We start from the raw sequence: 16,409 nt of genomic DNA on the forward strand, positions 1-16,409 counted from the left end.
GGAGATGGAACAGATGAGAAAGAATGTTACGGTCGCACTACTGCTTGCGACTTTTTTGGCGGCGATCGAAGGGACGGTCGTCTCGGTCGCGACGCCGGTCATTGCGAGCGAGTTGAACGGCGCGGCGCTCGTCAGTTGGGTATTTGCCGCCTTCTTACTATTCACGGCGGTGTCGACACCGATTTACGGGAAAGTCGCCGACTTGTTCGGGCGAAAGCGTGTCCTCTTGTTTGGGATCGGGCTGTTCACACTCGCCTCGCTCTTATGCGGTTTAGCGACATCGATGGAGCAGTTGATCGTGTTTCGGGCGCTACAAGGTCTTGGCGCCGGTGCGGTCCTGCCGATCTCGATGACGATTATCGGGGACATGTATAAGTACGAAGAGCGTGGTAAGATTCAAGGGATTTTAAGTGCGGTGTGGGGCGTGTCCGGTGTACTCGGACCGGTCATCGGAGGATTTTTGGTCGAGACGTTGTCTTGGCGCTACGTGTTCTTGTTGAACGTTCCGTTTGCGCTCTTATCGTTCATCATGATCGTCACATTTTATAAAGAGACGGTCGCCGAGACGACCGAACGGATCGATATAAAAGGGGCACTCCTGTTCGCTGGGGGGACGACCGCATTCTTGTACGCCTTGATCACGTTCAGTGAAACGAACATCTTGACGCTACCGGTCGTCGTCAGCGCTGTGCTCAGTCTTATCTTGCTCGTCAGCTTCTTCATGTCTGAGCGCCGGGCCAAGACACCACTCCTACCGCTCGAGCTTTTGAAGCAGCCGATTATCGCGTCCATCAACGGGGCCGTCTTCTTTGCTGCTTGGGTGCTCGTCTCGATGTCAGCCTACATCCCAATTTGGGCACAGGCTGTACTTGGTAAATCGGCGACGGAGGCGGGCTTCATGCTCATGCCGCTCTCGGTCGCATGGACGTTCACGTCGATTATCGGCGGACGGACGCTCGGAGCGGCATCACCGCGACGACGGGCTGTTTTCGGGATGGGCCTGCTCTTGGTCGGGACGGTCATCTTGACGCTGATGACTCCATCGAGTTCGGACGTCTGGGTGTACCTCGCCGTCGCCATCATCGGCGTCGGATTCGGTTTGTCACAACCGATGTTCATCGTCGTGTTGCAGACGGTCGTGTCGTACCGAGAGCGTGGTACAGCGACAGCGGCGAACTCGTTTTTAAGTACGGTCGGACAGACGCTCGGCGTCGCGGTGTTCGGGGCGATGTTCAACTTTATCGTCTTGAGCGGATTCCGGAACGACGAAACGTTGAGCGGTGCCTCGCTCGAATCGTTCTTCAACCGGGCGGCGAGTGCCACGCTTGACGAGAGCGTCCGTCTGCAAGGTGAGCAGTTGATCGCCTCGGGACTGAACAGTGTCTTCGTCGGAGCGGCGCTCGCGGCGTTCATCGCTTTGCTCATCGCGCTTCGGTTACCGGCCCGACCACCCGAACCTTCACGCGACGCCTGAAAGCGCGGTATGATGGGGGAAAGGAGGCGGTCACGTTGAAACGATGGTTACTCATGTTGTCACTCGTCTTTGTTGCCGGTTGTGCGTCTGATCCGGCGGACGATGCGGTCCAAGAAGAGGAAACCCCGATCGAACAACCGGCTGAATCGACGGAAGGGGCGCCGAACGAAGATGACGCGTTATCGGTTGGGGCGAACGAATCGATTGCGCGACAGCTCGACGTCCCATGGTCGATTGCACGAACCGAGGACGGTTGGCTCGTTTCAGAGCGCGGGGGAACGATTGCTGTCATTGATGCTGACGGTAACGTCTCGCGTCAACCGGTCGAACTGACTGAAGATGTGCTTGAAATCGGGGAAGGCGGACTACTCGGTCTTGCTCTCGCGGATGACTTTGCGACGTCGCGACAGCTGTACGCCTATCATACGTACGGGACACCTGGAGATGTGCGGAACCGGGTCGTCGAATTGACGTGGGACGGAGAACGATTTGAAGAGACGGACATCGTCTTGGAAGACATACCCGGGGCGCAGTTTCATAACGGCGGACGCTTATTACTCGACGGTGACGTGATTTGGGTCACGACCGGAGACGCACTCGTCCCAGACCTCGCTCAAGATGAGACGTCAATTGCCGGGAAAATCCTGCGCGTGCCGTTGTCCGGCGAAGGGGACCCGGTCGATTGGATTTATTCGTCCGGCCATCGGAATCCGCAAGGGTTGACCGTCATCGAAGACGTGCTTTATGCGAGCGAACACGGGGCGTCCGGTCATGACGAAGTGAACATCATCGAGCCAGGCAACAACTACGGGTGGCCGATCATCGAGGCCGATGAGACGGAAGACGGTCTCGAGACGCCTTGGTTTGAGGTCGGAGGAACGTCATGGGCGCCATCAGGCATCATTGCCGACGAACAGTACGTCTATATGGCGACGTTGCGTGGGAATCGTTTGGTCGCCATCGACCGCGAGACGCGCGAAGTCGTTCCGCTCATCGAGGATCAAGGGCGCATCCGGGACGTCTGGTTAGAAGACGACCGTCTGTATTACATCACGAACAATACGGACGGCCGGGGAAATCCGGGAGCGGAAGACGATCAACTGTTCATGTTGGAATTACGTTAGAAACTGACATCTCGTCAGTTTCTATTTTTTTGTTGTGTTACTTGTGAGATTACGTATAATAAAGACGTTAATTGGAAAATGAAGGAGTTAATGACATGGATCATTCGAAATTGGTACATAAACACGAACAATTGTATTTCGGACTGCTCGTCGCGATAAGCATCCTGACGATCATTGTCGGCATCGTCTTGACGATTGCCTCACTCGGTATCTTCCTGTGGATTATCGGGCTAATCGTCTCGCTGTCGATGTTCGCGCACTGGATTCAAATCGGCTATATTCGGACGAACGGGGTCAAAGTGACGGAGCGACAATTCGCCGACCTGCATGAGATGTATCAGCGCGTCGGACAAGGGATGGGCATCCGTTTGTTGCCAGATGTCTATATTTTACAGGCGGGCGGGGTCTTGAACGCGTTCGCGACCCGATTCTTCCAAAAGAATATGATCATCTTGTATTCGGACGTCGTGGAACTGTCGCGGAACGGTCAGACGAAAGAAGTCGAGTTCGTCATCGCGCATGAACTCGCCCACATCCGCCGCAATCATGTCCAAAAACAGTGGCTCGTCTTGCTCGGGAATATCGTTCCATTTTTAGGGACAGCGTATTCACGCGCTTGCGAATATACGTGCGACCGGATGGCCGCGCATTACATTCAAGACGAAGCGGCTTCAAAACGGGCGCTCACTATCCTCGCCGTCGGCGGAAGGCTCGCCAAAGAAGTGAACGAGTTTGACTATTTATATGAAGCGAGCCGTGAGAACGGGTTCATCGCCAAATATAGCGAACTGATCTCGACACATCCGACATTGCCGAAACGGATCGCTGCTATCGCCACGCATGCCGGTGAGGCGAACGTGCCGATGTTCAAGACGGCGGGTTATGTCAAAGCCTCGATCATCGGAACGATTGTCGTCACCGTGCTCGTCAACGGGGCCATCATCGCGTGGCTCGTCATGAGTGATGGGTTCACGAGCCTCGCCGCTTCACCGTTCAGCGAAGGGTTCGCCGGTGAAATGACGGAGGAGCCGCTCCAACAGTTGGCGTATGACAATTCAGGTGCCGATGCGATTCGAGAAGAGCTGGCGAATGGGGCAGATGTCAATATGCAAGACAGTTATGGCGATACGCCGCTCCATAACTTGCTGTACAACGATGGAATGGACTACGATTCATTAGTGCTCTTGCTCGAAAGCGGGGCAGATGTCACCATTGAAAATGACGATGGTATGACACCGATCGATGTGGCGAAAGATTGGAGCCACGAATTTGGGATTGTAGAACTGCTACGTTCTTATGAATGAACAGCTGGCTCGTCTCTCGGGAAACTGAGGGACGAGTTTTTTAACGATGGTATTGCAAACGCTTGCATGACCCGTGATATAATCTTCAAGAGGAGGGGTGTCGGTGAGGAGCATCCGTACGAAATTGACCGGGATGATCGCATTGACGATCATCGTTCCGGTTATTTTAGCGACAGTCATATCATTTTGGTACGTCAAAGACCGGGAACGAGAGCGCGGTCTCGAGCTCACGGACTGGTCGCTCGAGCGCGGGACGTTGCAGATCGAACGCTACATCTCTGACTTGAGCCGCCTGCCGACGAGCCTATACGCCAATCGGGACGTCCTCGACATTCTTGAATACGGTCCCGGGCTGTCACTCGAGCAGACGGAGCTTGAAGTTCGGCGGGCACTCCTTGGTATGTACTTATCACGGGAGGATGTCGCACAGATTCAATTGCTCATGCTCGAAGACATGGACTCGTTCGCCGCTTATAAAATGAAAGTGTCACCACGTTCGAAAAAACAACCGAGTGCGATTCAACAACAATTGCTGAAGTATGAAGAGAGCCGTGTCTTGCTCGAGGCGTCGCATCCGCTCGTCCCGTACCACGACTTTGGACCGATTATCTCGGCAGAAGAGGTTGTGACGCTTCATTTCCGGCTCGACAAGATCGAGACGGATAAACCGCTCGCGATCCTCTCGATCGATATACCGGAAGACGTGTTTGTCGGACAACTCGCGTCGCTGCAAAACAATCCGGAGGAAAGCCTTTGGTTTATTGGCGGGAACAATCAAGTGTTTGCCAAGCTTGGGGACGAGGACATCCCGGACACGGTGGCGGCGAAGTCGATGTCGGTCGACGGGAAACATCATCGGATCATTAAATCGTTCGAGTTTGAGAATCAAACGTTTTATGTCGGGAAATCGATTCCGGATCGGTTGTTGATTGAACCGGCATCCCGGACGTCATTCATCATCTTCGTCGTCGGGATGGTTTCGCTCGTACTAGCGTTGATCGGGGCGACGTACGCATCGATGCGTTTGACGACGCCGATTAAAACGCTCACGTCAAACATTTGGAGAATCGAGCAAGGGGACATGACCGTCTCGTTCGATTCCCTGGGAAATGACGAGTTCGGTGTGCTCGGCCGCCAATTTAAACGGATGATCGAACGGATCGATGACTTGATTCAGCGCGAATATCGGTTGGCGCTCGAAAATCGGACGAACGAACTGCGCGCCCTGCAGGCGCAAACGAACCCGCACTTTTTATTCAATGCGCTGCAGTCGATCGGGACGCTCGCCCTAAAAGGGGACGGTAAAACGGTTTATCGCTTAATCACACAGTTATCCTCGATGATGCGGTACACGATGCACCCGGACGAGTCGATGGTGACGCTCAAGCGCGAAGTCGAGCATCTCAATTCGTACGTTCGGCTCCAACAGGTCCGCTTCCCCGATCAGTTCGACGTCGAGGTCGACGTCCCGGACGCGTTGCTCGACTTGATCGTTCCGAAGATGATCCTCCAACCGCTCGCTGAGAACTTTTTCAAACATGGGTTTGAGCGGGACGGGGCGACTTCGGCCAATCGGTTCTGCTTAAACATCCGTCAAACGGGAGCCGACCTCATCATCCGTTGTGAGAACAGCGGGCGAGCGATCTCGGACTTTGAGCTGAACGCCCTGCAACAACGGATCGAACGGTCGATAGGACCGATTCATGGTGCGGAAGGCACCGGTTTAAAGAACATTCGCGATCGACTCATGTTAAACTATAATCGGGAGGCTGAGTTTATGTTGGCTACACCAGAGACCGGCGGATTCCGCATCGTCATGCGTTTCCCGGCCGTGAAGGAGGCGGGTGCGTCATGACGAAAGTATTGATCGTCGACGATGAGTCGCCGGTACGGGAAGCGGTCAAATTACTTGGGGAGTGGGAACGTCTCGGCGTCACGAAAGTGTTCGAAGCGAGCGACGGCGAGGAAGCGAAACGGATTATCACGAAAGAGCGCCCAGCCTTGGTTTTATCGGATATTCAAATGCCGCGCTGCAACGGGATTGAGTTGATGGAATGGGTGCATCAAGAGGTGGAGTCGGTAAAGCTGATCGTGTTGACCGGGTACGATGAGTATTCGTATATGCGGCGCGCGATTCAGCTCGGCAGCTTCGATTACTTGCTGAAACCGATTGATCCGGACGTGTTGAACGATACGCTCGAACGTGCCCTCGCGGACGTCTGTCCAGCCGAGGAGGATCCAATCTTCCAAATTGGTGCGTTTATCGAGCGTCATTATGCGGAAGAGCTCAGCTTGCAAGGGATGAGCGAGCGCTTTTACTTGAGCCGCGAATACATATCGCGTCGTTTTAAGCAGCAGTATGGCGTCAACTTATCCGAGTACTTGCTGTCGATCCGCATGCTCGAGGCCAAGCGTCTCCTTGAAACAAGTAGACAACGTATTTATGAAGTCGCCCAAGCGGTTGGTTTTTCGGACGACAAATACTTCCGAAAAGTCTTTAAAAAACAAGTTGGTGTTACCCCGAACGAATATCGGGAAGACTACCAACGACAACTTTAAAGGAGGAATTTTATCATGAGTGTACACATTGGGGCAAAAGAAGGACAAATCGCAGAAACGGTATTACTTCCAGGAGATCCGTTGCGCGCGAAATACATCGCCGAGACGTTCTTAGAGGATGTCGAACTGTATAACGAAGTGCGTGGCATGTACGGTTTCACAGGTACGTATAAAGGCAAACGCATCTCTGTTCAAGGGACAGGTATGGGTGTGCCGTCGATGTCGATTTACGTCAACGAATTGATCATGTCGTACGGTGCTAAAAACTTGATTCGTGTCGGTACAGCCGGCGGGATTCAAGAAGACGTCAAAGTGCGTGACGTTGTCATCGCGATGAGCGCATCGAGTGAGATGGGACAAAACCGTGTCCGGTTCGACGGCATGGACTACGCACCGACAGCGACGTTCGACCTCCTACATCGTGCGTATATGAACGCAGAGAAAGCGGGCATCCCGGTCAAAGTCGGTCAAATCTTCACGGCCGACCAGTTCTACCAAGATGACTTCCACCACTTCAAAAAGTGGGCGGACTTCGGTTGCCTTGCAATCGAAATGGAAGCAGCCGGCCTTTACACGCTCGCGGCGAAACATAAAGTCAACGCCTTGACGATCCTCACGATCTCTGACCACTTGTTAACGGGTGAAGAGACGACATCAGAAGAACGTCAATCGACGTTCGACGAGATGATTCGCGTCGCCCTCGACACAGCAGTCGAAGTGACGAACTAAATCATAAGTCCCTACAGACGCAACGTTTGTAGGGACTTTTTGTGTCAGTGTGCCAACGTATCTATACAAAGCGGAACCGGCAAGCTAGACTGAAGCTGAAAACTCAGTGTCCGTGGAGGCGCTGAGCTAAGGAGAGAATTCCGTGAATAAACCATCCGCTTTTGTGATTTATAGTATCGTCTTTTTTGCGTTTTTCGATCTGTTTGCCCAACTTCCCGTCATGAGCACGTTCGCGACCTCGGTCGGTGCGACGCCGTTCATCGCCGGTGTCGTCATTGCCATCTACTCACTGTCGAACACGTTCGGGAACATTTTGTCTGGCGTTTGGACGGACAAGTTCGGCCCGTTCCGAATCTTACTCGTCGGTCTAGTGTTATCAAGTGCGAGTCTGCTCATGTATCGCCTTGTCGATGATGCTTCGATGTTACTGGTGGTGCGTGTCGTTCACGGATTCGTGGCCGGCTTGATTGTACCGGCTGCGTTTACGCTATCCGCGAACTTGACCGCGGCGAATCGACAAGGGAAAAAAGTGGCGCTCACCGGGAGCTTCGTCGGGTTGGCGGCGATTCTAGGACCAGCGTTCAGCGGCATCATGGCCAGTCGGACATCGGTCCCGGTCGTATTTACGTACGTGGCGGCGTATGGCGTGCTTGTGGCTTTGCTTGCCCTCGTCGTGTTAAAGCGGTTGCGATTCGCTGTTAAACATGAGGACCGGCGCGAAGTGGTTGGCTCGAAAACGCTAGAACGCGACGTCGTCAAAGCATATATCGGGGCGTTTTTATTGATGTTCTCGCAAGGAGCGCTCGCTTATTTATTACCGCTTTACGTACAAGCGCTCGGTTATGACTCACGGCTCAGCGGGACGTTGCTCAGCACGTTTGGCGTTGCTGCCGTCCTCGTGTTCGTCTTGCCGACGAACCGTATCTTCGACCGGTTCGAGCCGGCGCGCTTGGCTGCGCTCGGGATCGGCATCCTTGGGGTTAGTCAAATTCTGATCGGTTTGTCAGGTAGCGCAAATCTGCTCTATCTCGTGCTCGGCTGTTATGGCGTCGGCTTCGCAATTTTGTTCCCGGCCATCAACACGATGTTGATCAAAGCGACGAACAGTGCCAATCGCGGCAAATCGTATGGCTACTTCTATGCGTTCTTCTCGCTCGGTACGGTCGTAGGTTCGGCTCTCTTAGGGTGGCTGTCCGTCTCGTTAACGCAGAAATTCACGCTGACCGGGATTGTTTTGCTGCTAGCGGGTCTGCTTTTGATTGTGATCGAGCAGACAAGGAAACGTGTCGTTTCAAACAAGACCGGGTGAGATGGGCACGTATCAAGCAGCAACGGCTGAACGTTCAAAATGGTCGGGTCTGATTGGATAGTGATAAGATGAAGACAGCGTTATCACTCAAAGGGAGGCAGATTTATGCTCGCACCAATCGAACAGTTGACGATCGAAGAGCTCATCAGTAAGCAACGTCGTTTCTTTAAGACGCAAGCGACCAAATCGCTCGCATTCCGTCTCAGTATGTTGACGTTTTTGAAAGAATCGATCAAACATCACGAAACGGAAATTATTGAAGCGTTAAAAACAGATTTAAATAAATCAGAGCTCGATGCGTTCACGACGGAGATCGGCTTTATTTACGACGAGATCAGTCGGACGAATCGAGAGTTGAAGCGTTGGATGCGACCAAAACGGGTCCGCGGCGCGGCGATCCACCTCGGGACAAAAAGTGAGGTCATGTATGAACCGTACGGCACCGTTCTCATCATCGCGCCTTGGAATTATCCGTTCCAATTGGCAATCGCACCGCTCATCGGAGCAATCGCGGCCGGGAACACGGCTGTCGTGAAACCGTCCGAATTGACGCCGAACGTGGCCCAAGTAATGACGAAAGTGCTCGAACGGGCGTTCACCGATCGCTACGTCGTCAGCGTCGAAGGGGATAAAGACGTCGCTCAAGCTTTGCTCGCGCAAAAATGGGATCATATCTTCTTTACCGGTTCGACCCAAGTCGGAAAAATCGTCATGGAGGCTGCGGCCAAGCAATTGACGCCGGTCACGCTCGAACTAGGTGGGAAGTCACCGGCCATCGTCCATGAAGATGCCAATATTAACATTGCGGCGAAACGGATTGCGTGGGGGAAATGGATGAACGCCGGGCAGACGTGTGTCGCCCCGGACTACGTGCTCGTCCACGAGTCGAAACGTGATGCGTTTCTTGAAGCAATCAAGCGGGAAGCGTTCCTGATGTTTGGGAACGGAATCGGGACAGAACGTTTCACCCGGATCGTCAGCGAGTCTCATTTTGATCGGTTGACGAGTTATTTGAGTCAAGGGGACGTCTTCTTCGGGGGAGCGACGGAGCGGGAAAGCTTGAAAATCGCCCCGACCGTCATGACGGATATTCATGATGGGGCTGCTGTCATGAAAGACGAGATTTTCGGACCGATTTTGCCGGTGCTGACGTATCGTCAACTCGATGAGGCGATCGAGTTCGTGTCCGACCGTCCGCATCCGCTCGCGCTCTATCTGTTCACGGAAACGAAAGCTGTCGAACATACGGTGCTCAAACATCTGACATTCGGCGGCGGTTGTGTCAACGATGTCCTCATGCATTTGACGAACCCGAACTTGCCATTTGGCGGTGTCGGGGAGAGTGGGATGGGAGCTTATCACGGACGCTATAGCTTTGAGGCGTTCAGCCATGCCAAATCAATCTTACGCAACACGACAAAATTTGATGTGCCGATCCGTTATCCAAACTTTAAAGGTGCGGAGAAGCTGATTCGTCTCGTCTATCGCTGAGACTGATCTGAGACTGTAGACTTTCTACAGTCTTTTCTTATGGAAGCACTTAAAAAAGAAGATTGTTTGAAATGTCACATACTTTTGTGATTAGGGTGCTCGCGCTACTGTATAATAAAGCCATAAATGAAACGTACGAGACATTCCAGGCACGAATGAATTGTGGAGGGAGCAGACGAACATGTCTACGAAATGTGGGACAACCGAACCGAACAGCTTTATCTTTTCAGCGGAGACGAAACAGTTATTGCTCGAAATGATGACACCTCAAGACTACCCGAAGGCCAGCATCGTCTGTTGGGAAGGTGAGAAGTGTGATAAATTCTTTTATTTGAAGAGCGGATCTGTCAAATTCACAAAGATCACGAAAAAAGGTAATCCAATCGTCATGTTCTTATATGGCGCCGACGATTTTTTTGGTGAGTTTGATATCGTCGACACGTTCCCGAGTTCTTACAGCATCGAGACGACGGAAGAAAGTGTCATTGGCATTATTTCAAAGAAAGACATCGAGACCATCATGCAGCACGACGCCAAATTTGCCGGTGACGTGCTACGCTGGACGTCGATGATGCGTAAGCATTCAGAGATGAAACTGCGTGATTTGCTATTGTACGGAAAGCCGGGAGCGCTCGCTTCGACGCTGCTTCGGATGGCGGCCATGCACGGAGTAGAAGAAGATGATGCGGTCGTCATCTCACGACATCCTTCCGACGGGGAGCTCGGTCAACTGATCGGGGCACCGCGTGAGACCGTCAACCGGATGATGAACCAGTGGCGAAAAGAAGGCGTCCTGACAACGACGGGAAACTCAATCGTCTTGCATGATATCGATTTCTTAAAAGAGCTGTGCCACTGTGAAGGATGTCCGGTCGGGATTTGCCGATTATAACGAGGAACCGTCTCTTAGTGAGGCGGTTTTTTTGTCGTCTTGATTTGGCTAATTGTGAATTTTATGTGTGGAAACTACGCAAATTTGATGTGATTGTCACTTTTGGAGTGATAAAAGTCACATATTAAGTCGGGGTGAATTTCATACAATGAAAGAGGAAATTATAGCGAAAGGGGTCCTTCACGTGGATAAGAACGGTGGGCAAGAACCGAATCTGAAAGGCACGTTCACATCGGTCATGATTGTCGCGGGTGTCATCATCGCCATGTGGTCGTCGGTCTTTTATTTATTTGTTACACGATAACGTCAAAAGGAGAGAACAAACATGCATATTCATAAGCTTGAAAAATATTGGCTGATCTTTGGCATCGTTCTATTAGGCGTGTTTTTGGCAGTGCTCGGCATTTCGGCGTTTGCGGCCGGAAACCAGCCCGCATCGGACGCCGATTTGATCGACCCGGCAAAAGTGCATCAGACGGCGCCGTTCGATAAACCTGGACTTAATAAAATTGGTGATAACGAGTATGAACTCGTCATGGTCGCGCAGGCGTTCACGTTCACACCGGGGAACGTTGAAATCCCGAAAGGTGCGAAAGTGACGTTTCTCGTCACGTCACCGGACGTCGTCCACGGTTTCCAGTTGACGGGGACACCGGTCAACATGATGGTCGTGCCGGGACATATCAACTCGCTCACGTATACGTTTGAAGAAACAGGCGAATTTTTAATTCTCTGTAACGAATATTGCGGGACGGGCCATCACATGATGGCGACAAAAATTAAGGTGGTGGACTAAATGAACGACGTAGCCTCAAAACTGAAACAGTGGGAAATGGAGCGCGGTGTGCCGGTGCCGAGCATCGGTGTGAAAGAAGCGCGCCTCGCCTATGCCCACGTTGTCGTCTCGGTACTCGCCGTCTTGATTGGAGCGATCGCGGGACTCATGCAGACGCTCATCCGTACAGGAATCATTCCGGAAGTATTCGGTTACTATCAACTGTTGACGGCTCACGGTATCATGCTTGGTCTCGTCTTTACGACGATGTTTATCATCGGCTTACTTTACGCGCTGCTCGCCAAGTCGTTCGGACGGTTTGAATCGTTCCCGACACGTGTCGCTTGGCTCGGTTTTTGGATGATCATCGCCGGGGCGGTACTCGTGACGATCATGGTGCTCGCCAATAAAGCGACTGTACTTTACACGTTCTACGCTCCGCTCATGGCCGACCCGATCTTCTATGTCGGTCTCGTCCTGTTCGTCGTCGGTACATGGTTCTCGGCGTTCGCGATGTTCCGCATGTATGCGGACTATAAACGGGAACACCCTGGCGTTCACCCGCCACTCCCAGCGTACATGAGTATCATGACGATGTTGCTCTGGGTCATCGCGACACTCGGTGTTGCCGGGACGATTTTGTTCCAACTGCTCCCGCTCTCGCTCGGATGGAAAGACACGGTCGGGATTGAACTGAGTCGGACGTTGTTCTGGTACTTCGGTCACCCGCTCGTTTACTTCTGGCTCATGCCGGCCTATATCGTCTGGTATACGGTCGTGCCGAAAGTCATCGGTGGGAAGATCTTCTCGGACGCGCTCGCGCGGATGGCGTTCTTGTTGTTCCTCTTGTTCTCGTTCCCGGTCGGTTTCCACCACCAGTTGACAGAGCCGGGGATCGATCCGTTTTGGAAGTTCGTCCAAGTCATCTTGACGTTCCTCGTCGTCATCCCGTCGTTCATGACGGCGTTCTCGCTGTTCGCGACGTTCGAGCTGCGGGGACGCGCGCTCGGCGCACGCGGCTTATTCGGTTGGGTCAAAAAGATGCCGTATGGCGATGTGCGTTTCCTCGCCCCGTTCGTCGGAATGTTGTTCTTCATTCCGGCTGGTGCCGGTGGTATCATCAACGCGTCGCACCAATTGAACGCGATGGTCCACAACACGCTTTGGGTCACCGGTCACTTCCATATCACGGTCGGGACGGCCGTCGCCTTGACGTTCTTTGGAACCGCCTATTGGCTCGTGCCGGTACTACGCGGACGGACACTCACGAAATCGATGAACCGTCTCGGTTTGATTCAGACGGGGACGTGGGCGTTCGGGATGTCGATCATGTCGTATGCGATGCACATCTCAGGCCTTCAAGGTAACCCGCGTCGGACCGGTCCGGCGACGTATTTCTCAGACGCGTTGACGCGTGAATGGATCCCGTACCATATGGCGATGGCAATCGGCGGGACGATCCTTCTCGTCTCGGTGCTCATCTTCGTCTATTCGATGTTCAACTTGTCATTCCTCGCACCAAAAGGTGAGGAAGAGTTCCCACTCGCGGAAACGGAAGAGGCGGCAATGGAGACGCCACGGTTCTTCGAGAACTGGAAGCTCTGGATCACGGTCACGTTCGTCTTGATCGCATTCGCCTACACGGTTCCGATTTGGCACTTGATTGAAAGCGCGCCTCCGGGAGCGAAAGGTTGGGTGCTCTGGTAAACTGAAGTCAGCCCTTTGCTAGGGGCATCAAAACGATCAATCCGTTAATACAAGCCGACTATATCGTCCGCTCATCAAACTGACGCATCCTAATCAATGAGGATGCGTCTTTTGTTTTGGATTGTTTCGGGAAATGATGCCGTCGCGGCGAGAGCTCGACGTCACGATGGACGAGCTCGTCAGCAAAATCAAACGGCAATACGGGGAAGGGAATCCGAAGTTAAGAAGCGTTATCGTAGCAAGCAAGTCATCGAAGACGTTTGTCACTCAAAAAATCGACCGTTCAAAGACATTGATCGGAGTGGTCATGGTATTCGACTATGCATCAAGAACAAGTATCAATGGGCAATCGCTATATTCCGATTCAAGCAATGACACTTGAGACGTTAAAAGAAGATACGGGAGATGAATATCGTGCGATTCGATCTGACGGAACAGAATTGATTATTGATTTAAACTCGTTAGAGCAGACGACTCGCCAAGTCATTCAAGGTGCAGTCGGGTCAATCACTTATATCGATCAGTTAGTCTATCATGTGCTTCCTAAAAAAGAAGGAGCCATGTTAGAAGTATATGATGAAGGGGAAATGGTTTCGCGCGCTTCCATAAAAGCAGAAGGAGACAGCGGACAGACGGCGAATCGACCCGTCCATTACTATGTTTACTAATAGAAAAACCGAGAGGCGGCTGCCTCTCGGTTATTTCGTTGGTTTCGGGATGATGACCCCTTCTTCTAAATCAAGCAACATATCGATCAGTTCTGCACAGAATTCTGGGAACTGGTCGAGGAACGCACCTGGACCGACCTCATCCATGAAGTCGATGTACAGATCTGCTACGTTGCCAGCCATCTTCGCTGGAAGTGCGAGGAAGGCCGACCCGAAGCGCCAGCTGCCACGGATATCGAGCAGTTTGCCGAGCATGACGTCGCCCGGTTCACGAACCTCCGGCAACGTCACTTTATACGATTCTTTCGTCTCCCAATCGCGGAGACCGTCCTCGGTCACTTCAAAGACAGAGCACCGGGGGACGGCGAGACCGCGCAAGGCGTGATAGAGGGCGGGTGACATATCGGCTTTATGGTCCGCCAAATAGCGGCCATGCGGTGTCATCCCGTCCTCGTCCGTCTCAAAGAAGACGGCCCAATCGATGAACAAATCGCGGAACAGTTCGGCGTCTTTCAAGTGCCACGTGCCTTCCGAAGCGATCTCTTGGATATAGTTCGTCCACTGCGTGCTGCGTGCGAGTGCCGCTTGCTCGTATAACTTTTTCAGTTCGGCCAGCAATTCGGACTCTTCGACGAGCAAAGGGAAGGGAATTACTTTCCGGTCTTTTTTCATCGCCGTGGTCCTCGCTTGTCTGCAGGACGTTTGACGACCGGCGGTTTGTCTTCGATCCGTTTCTCGATGACTTCGCCACGGTAAATCTCAAGCTCTTTCAATTCGACACCGAGCTGGCGGGCGAACGATTTCAAGTGCGTCAAATCTTCCGGCGTCACGATCGAGAGGACCGTCCCGGCCGCGCTACCGCGAGCGGTCCGTCCTGAGCGGTGGATGAAGTCATCGGTCGATTCAGGTAAATCGAAATGGACGACGTGCGTCACTTCATCGATGTCGAGTCCGCGCGCTGCGAGACCCGTCGTGATGAGGAGCGGATATTCGCCTTTACGGAATTCGCGGAGCGTCTCGACGCGGGCACGTTTCCCTTTCAAGCTATCGAGCATACGGTAGTTCACTTTCATCTTATCGAGCTCACCTTTGAGCGGCGGTAAGAACGAGCGGTTGTTGATAAACGCGAGCACTTTGACGCCGTCGACGTGTGACAGGCGGCGAAGCAGTTCTGGCTTATAGCGACGTGTCGTCAACATATAGCCGTACGTCACTTGAGCACTGACAGTCCGTTCGACCTTCACGTGAACCGGTTCTTTCAAGAATGGGGCAGCCCATGCTTGGAGCGTGTCCGTCAACGTCGCCGAAACGAGTGAGATTTGATGCTCGTGCGCCGTATGGTTGATGATGCGCTCGGCTGCTTCCGTCAATCCGCTGTCGATGATTTGATCGGCTTCATCGAGCACGATCGTATGCGTTTCGTGCAGTTTAAGTTTTTTCTTCTCGATCAATTCAACGAGACGTCCTGGTGTCCCGACGATTAAATGCGGTTTTTTCTTCAAGCGATCGATTTGGCGCTTCAGTTCGACGCCGCCGATGAACGAGGCAATCCGGACGTCACCTTTTTCGGTGAAACGTTGCGCCACCGTTTGGATCTGCATGACGAGTTCGCGCGTCGGTGCGACGATGACGACTTGGATCCGGTCGTTCGAGGCATCGATTTTTTCAATAGCGGGTAAAAGATAAGCGAGTGTCTTACCTGTCCCTGTCGGTGCTTCGATCGTGACGTCTTTTCCTTCTAAAAGGGGCGGGAACGCTTCCGCTTGGACCGGCATCGGTTCGTTAAAGCCAAGGCGTTCCCAGGCTTCGTTAATGAATGGTTTTGTAAAGTTCATATCAGTTCTCCTTATCGTTGGGCAAAAACAAAGGAAGCATAAGCGCTCCCTGGTTCAAATATAGCGAACATGTTCAGTGTCTTGGTCAATCGATGAACGGAGCGTCTGTGTGTACACTTGCCCGTCCTCGACGAGTTTGATGTGCACGTCGATGTGCTCAGGTGAGGCTTCGACACCTTCGACCGTGAAGCCTTGATACACGCGGTATTCCAATTCCTTAAGCAATTTTGCATAGGCGTTTAGTTCTGGATACGTCGTCGCGACGTCGATTGGGCGCGACACGAGTGCGACCATTAAATGGTCACGGAAATCGATGAAATCCTCATTCTCGATATCGTCATCAAAGCGAATCCAAAAGCCTTTTTCTTCAAATTCTGTGATAAATCCGTCGCGCTTGTCTCCAGCCTCTTCGACTTTAAGGGAGATGCGGTCACCGGCTTTTAAGTTATGCTCGGCTGTTAATGGTTCATACGTCATGGGAAGAACCCCTTCCTCTTCTACAATGTTCTGCTTCCATTGTGCTCGATATAAGGCAAAAATTC

Annotated in this window: 16 protein-coding genes; 13 read left to right on the forward strand and 3 right to left on the reverse strand. The window is 52.6% G+C overall.

The genetic code is table 11. From position 1 onward, the window contains the following. Positions 1-4 precede the first annotated feature (4 nt). From EVJ30_RS03265 to EVJ30_RS03330, 13 genes are all read left to right on the forward strand, one after another. The gene (locus EVJ30_RS03265; RefSeq protein ID WP_236635974.1) at positions 5-1,474 is read left to right on the forward strand and encodes an MDR family MFS transporter; all 1,470 of its coding nucleotides are present in this window, start codon (positions 5-7) and stop codon (positions 1,472-1,474) included. A 35-nt stretch (positions 1,475-1,509) separates the two neighbouring features. Next, positions 1,510-2,598, forward strand: a complete 1,089-nt coding sequence (locus tag EVJ30_RS03270) for a PQQ-dependent sugar dehydrogenase (protein ID WP_236634103.1) — start codon at positions 1,510-1,512, stop codon at positions 2,596-2,598. 95 nt (positions 2,599-2,693) lie between these two features. Beyond that, positions 2,694-3,902, forward strand: a complete 1,209-nt coding sequence (locus EVJ30_RS03275) for a M48 family metallopeptidase (protein ID WP_131468004.1) — start codon at positions 2,694-2,696, stop codon at positions 3,900-3,902. 103 nt (positions 3,903-4,005) lie between these two features. Continuing rightward, positions 4,006-5,757, forward strand: coding sequence for a sensor histidine kinase (locus EVJ30_RS03280; RefSeq protein WP_236634102.1), 1,752 nt, complete (start codon positions 4,006-4,008; stop codon positions 5,755-5,757). Continuing rightward, positions 5,754-6,461, forward strand: a complete 708-nt coding sequence (locus EVJ30_RS03285; RefSeq protein ID WP_070328894.1) for a response regulator transcription factor — start codon at positions 5,754-5,756, stop codon at positions 6,459-6,461. The genes EVJ30_RS03280 and EVJ30_RS03285 overlap by 4 nt, the downstream gene beginning before the upstream one ends. Positions 6,462-6,476: 15 nt before the next feature. Further along, complete coding sequence (gene deoD / locus EVJ30_RS03290) at positions 6,477-7,190, forward strand: purine-nucleoside phosphorylase (RefSeq protein WP_016508372.1); 714 nt, start codon at positions 6,477-6,479, stop codon at positions 7,188-7,190. 142 nt (positions 7,191-7,332) lie between these two features. After that, positions 7,333-8,499, forward strand: a complete 1,167-nt coding sequence (locus EVJ30_RS03295; protein WP_131456828.1) for an MFS transporter — start codon at positions 7,333-7,335, stop codon at positions 8,497-8,499. 105 nt (positions 8,500-8,604) lie between these two features. Continuing rightward, positions 8,605-9,990: an aldehyde dehydrogenase gene (locus tag EVJ30_RS03300; RefSeq protein WP_131456830.1), complete on the forward strand. Its 1,386-nt coding sequence runs from the start codon at positions 8,605-8,607 to the stop codon at positions 9,988-9,990. A gap of 181 nt (positions 9,991-10,171) precedes the next feature. Then, positions 10,172-10,882, forward strand: a complete 711-nt coding sequence (locus tag EVJ30_RS03305; protein ID WP_131456832.1) for a Crp/Fnr family transcriptional regulator — start codon at positions 10,172-10,174, stop codon at positions 10,880-10,882. Between the two features lie 184 nt (positions 10,883-11,066). Further along, positions 11,067-11,186, forward strand: a complete 120-nt coding sequence (locus EVJ30_RS03310) for a cytochrome c oxidase subunit 2A (RefSeq protein ID WP_233589685.1) — start codon at positions 11,067-11,069, stop codon at positions 11,184-11,186. A gap of 21 nt (positions 11,187-11,207) precedes the next feature. Beyond that, positions 11,208-11,678, forward strand: a complete 471-nt coding sequence (locus EVJ30_RS03315; RefSeq protein ID WP_131456835.1) for a cytochrome c oxidase subunit II — start codon at positions 11,208-11,210, stop codon at positions 11,676-11,678. Next, positions 11,679-13,364, forward strand: a complete 1,686-nt coding sequence (locus tag EVJ30_RS03320; protein WP_070328899.1) for a b(o/a)3-type cytochrome-c oxidase subunit 1 — start codon at positions 11,679-11,681, stop codon at positions 13,362-13,364. A 320-nt stretch (positions 13,365-13,684) separates the two neighbouring features. Further along, the gene (locus EVJ30_RS03330) at positions 13,685-14,032 is read left to right on the forward strand and encodes a hypothetical protein (RefSeq protein WP_131456837.1); all 348 of its coding nucleotides are present in this window, start codon (positions 13,685-13,687) and stop codon (positions 14,030-14,032) included. A 30-nt stretch (positions 14,033-14,062) separates the two neighbouring features. Here EVJ30_RS03330 and EVJ30_RS03335 read toward each other — a convergent pair whose 3' ends face one another. The 3 genes from EVJ30_RS03335 to EVJ30_RS03345 are packed head-to-tail and all read right to left on the reverse strand — an operon-like array spanning position 14,063 to position 16,344. After that, positions 14,063-14,704 (reverse strand): hypothetical protein, encoded by a 642-nt coding sequence (locus tag EVJ30_RS03335; protein ID WP_131456839.1) that lies wholly within the window; start codon positions 14,702-14,704, stop codon positions 14,063-14,065. Beyond that, entirely contained in the window at positions 14,701-15,867 is a 1,167-nt protein-coding gene (locus EVJ30_RS03340; RefSeq protein ID WP_070328906.1) for a DEAD/DEAH box helicase, read from the reverse strand. The genes EVJ30_RS03335 and EVJ30_RS03340 overlap by 4 nt, the downstream gene beginning before the upstream one ends. Before the next feature lie 54 nt (positions 15,868-15,921). Beyond that, complete coding sequence (locus tag EVJ30_RS03345; RefSeq protein WP_070328907.1) at positions 15,922-16,344, reverse strand: hypothetical protein; 423 nt, start codon at positions 16,342-16,344, stop codon at positions 15,922-15,924. Positions 16,345-16,409: the final 65 nt, after the last annotated feature.

It is taken from the genome of Exiguobacterium sp. SH5S13, from assembly GCF_004337085.1.
Taxonomy (GTDB): Bacteria; Bacillota; Bacilli; order Exiguobacteriales; family Exiguobacteriaceae; genus Exiguobacterium; species Exiguobacterium aurantiacum_A.

Excerpts from the sequence above, each read along its gene's own strand:
- EVJ30_RS03265 (WP_236635974.1), top strand. The coding sequence starts at position 5 with ATGGAACAGATGAGAAAGAATGTTACGGTCGCACTACTGCTTGCGACT.
- EVJ30_RS03275 (WP_131468004.1), top strand. The coding sequence starts at position 2,694 with ATGGATCATTCGAAATTGGTACATAAACACGAACAATTGTATTTCGGA.
- EVJ30_RS03285 (WP_070328894.1), top strand. The coding sequence starts at position 5,754 with ATGACGAAAGTATTGATCGTCGACGATGAGTCGCCGGTACGGGAAGCG.
- deoD (WP_016508372.1), top strand. The coding sequence starts at position 6,477 with ATGAGTGTACACATTGGGGCAAAAGAAGGACAAATCGCAGAAACGGTA.
- EVJ30_RS03300 (WP_131456830.1), top strand. The coding sequence starts at position 8,605 with ATGCTCGCACCAATCGAACAGTTGACGATCGAAGAGCTCATCAGTAAG.
- EVJ30_RS03305 (WP_131456832.1), top strand. The coding sequence starts at position 10,172 with ATGTCTACGAAATGTGGGACAACCGAACCGAACAGCTTTATCTTTTCA.
- EVJ30_RS03315 (WP_131456835.1), top strand. The coding sequence starts at position 11,208 with ATGCATATTCATAAGCTTGAAAAATATTGGCTGATCTTTGGCATCGTT.
- EVJ30_RS03320 (WP_070328899.1), top strand. The coding sequence starts at position 11,679 with ATGAACGACGTAGCCTCAAAACTGAAACAGTGGGAAATGGAGCGCGGT.
- EVJ30_RS03330 (WP_131456837.1), top strand. The coding sequence starts at position 13,685 with ATGCATCAAGAACAAGTATCAATGGGCAATCGCTATATTCCGATTCAA.
- EVJ30_RS03335 (WP_131456839.1), bottom strand. The coding sequence starts at position 14,704 with ATGAAAAAAGACCGGAAAGTAATTCCCTTCCCTTTGCTCGTCGAAGAG.
- EVJ30_RS03340 (WP_070328906.1), bottom strand. The coding sequence starts at position 15,867 with ATGAACTTTACAAAACCATTCATTAACGAAGCCTGGGAACGCCTTGGC.
- EVJ30_RS03345 (WP_070328907.1), bottom strand. The coding sequence starts at position 16,344 with ATGACGTATGAACCATTAACAGCCGAGCATAACTTAAAAGCCGGTGAC.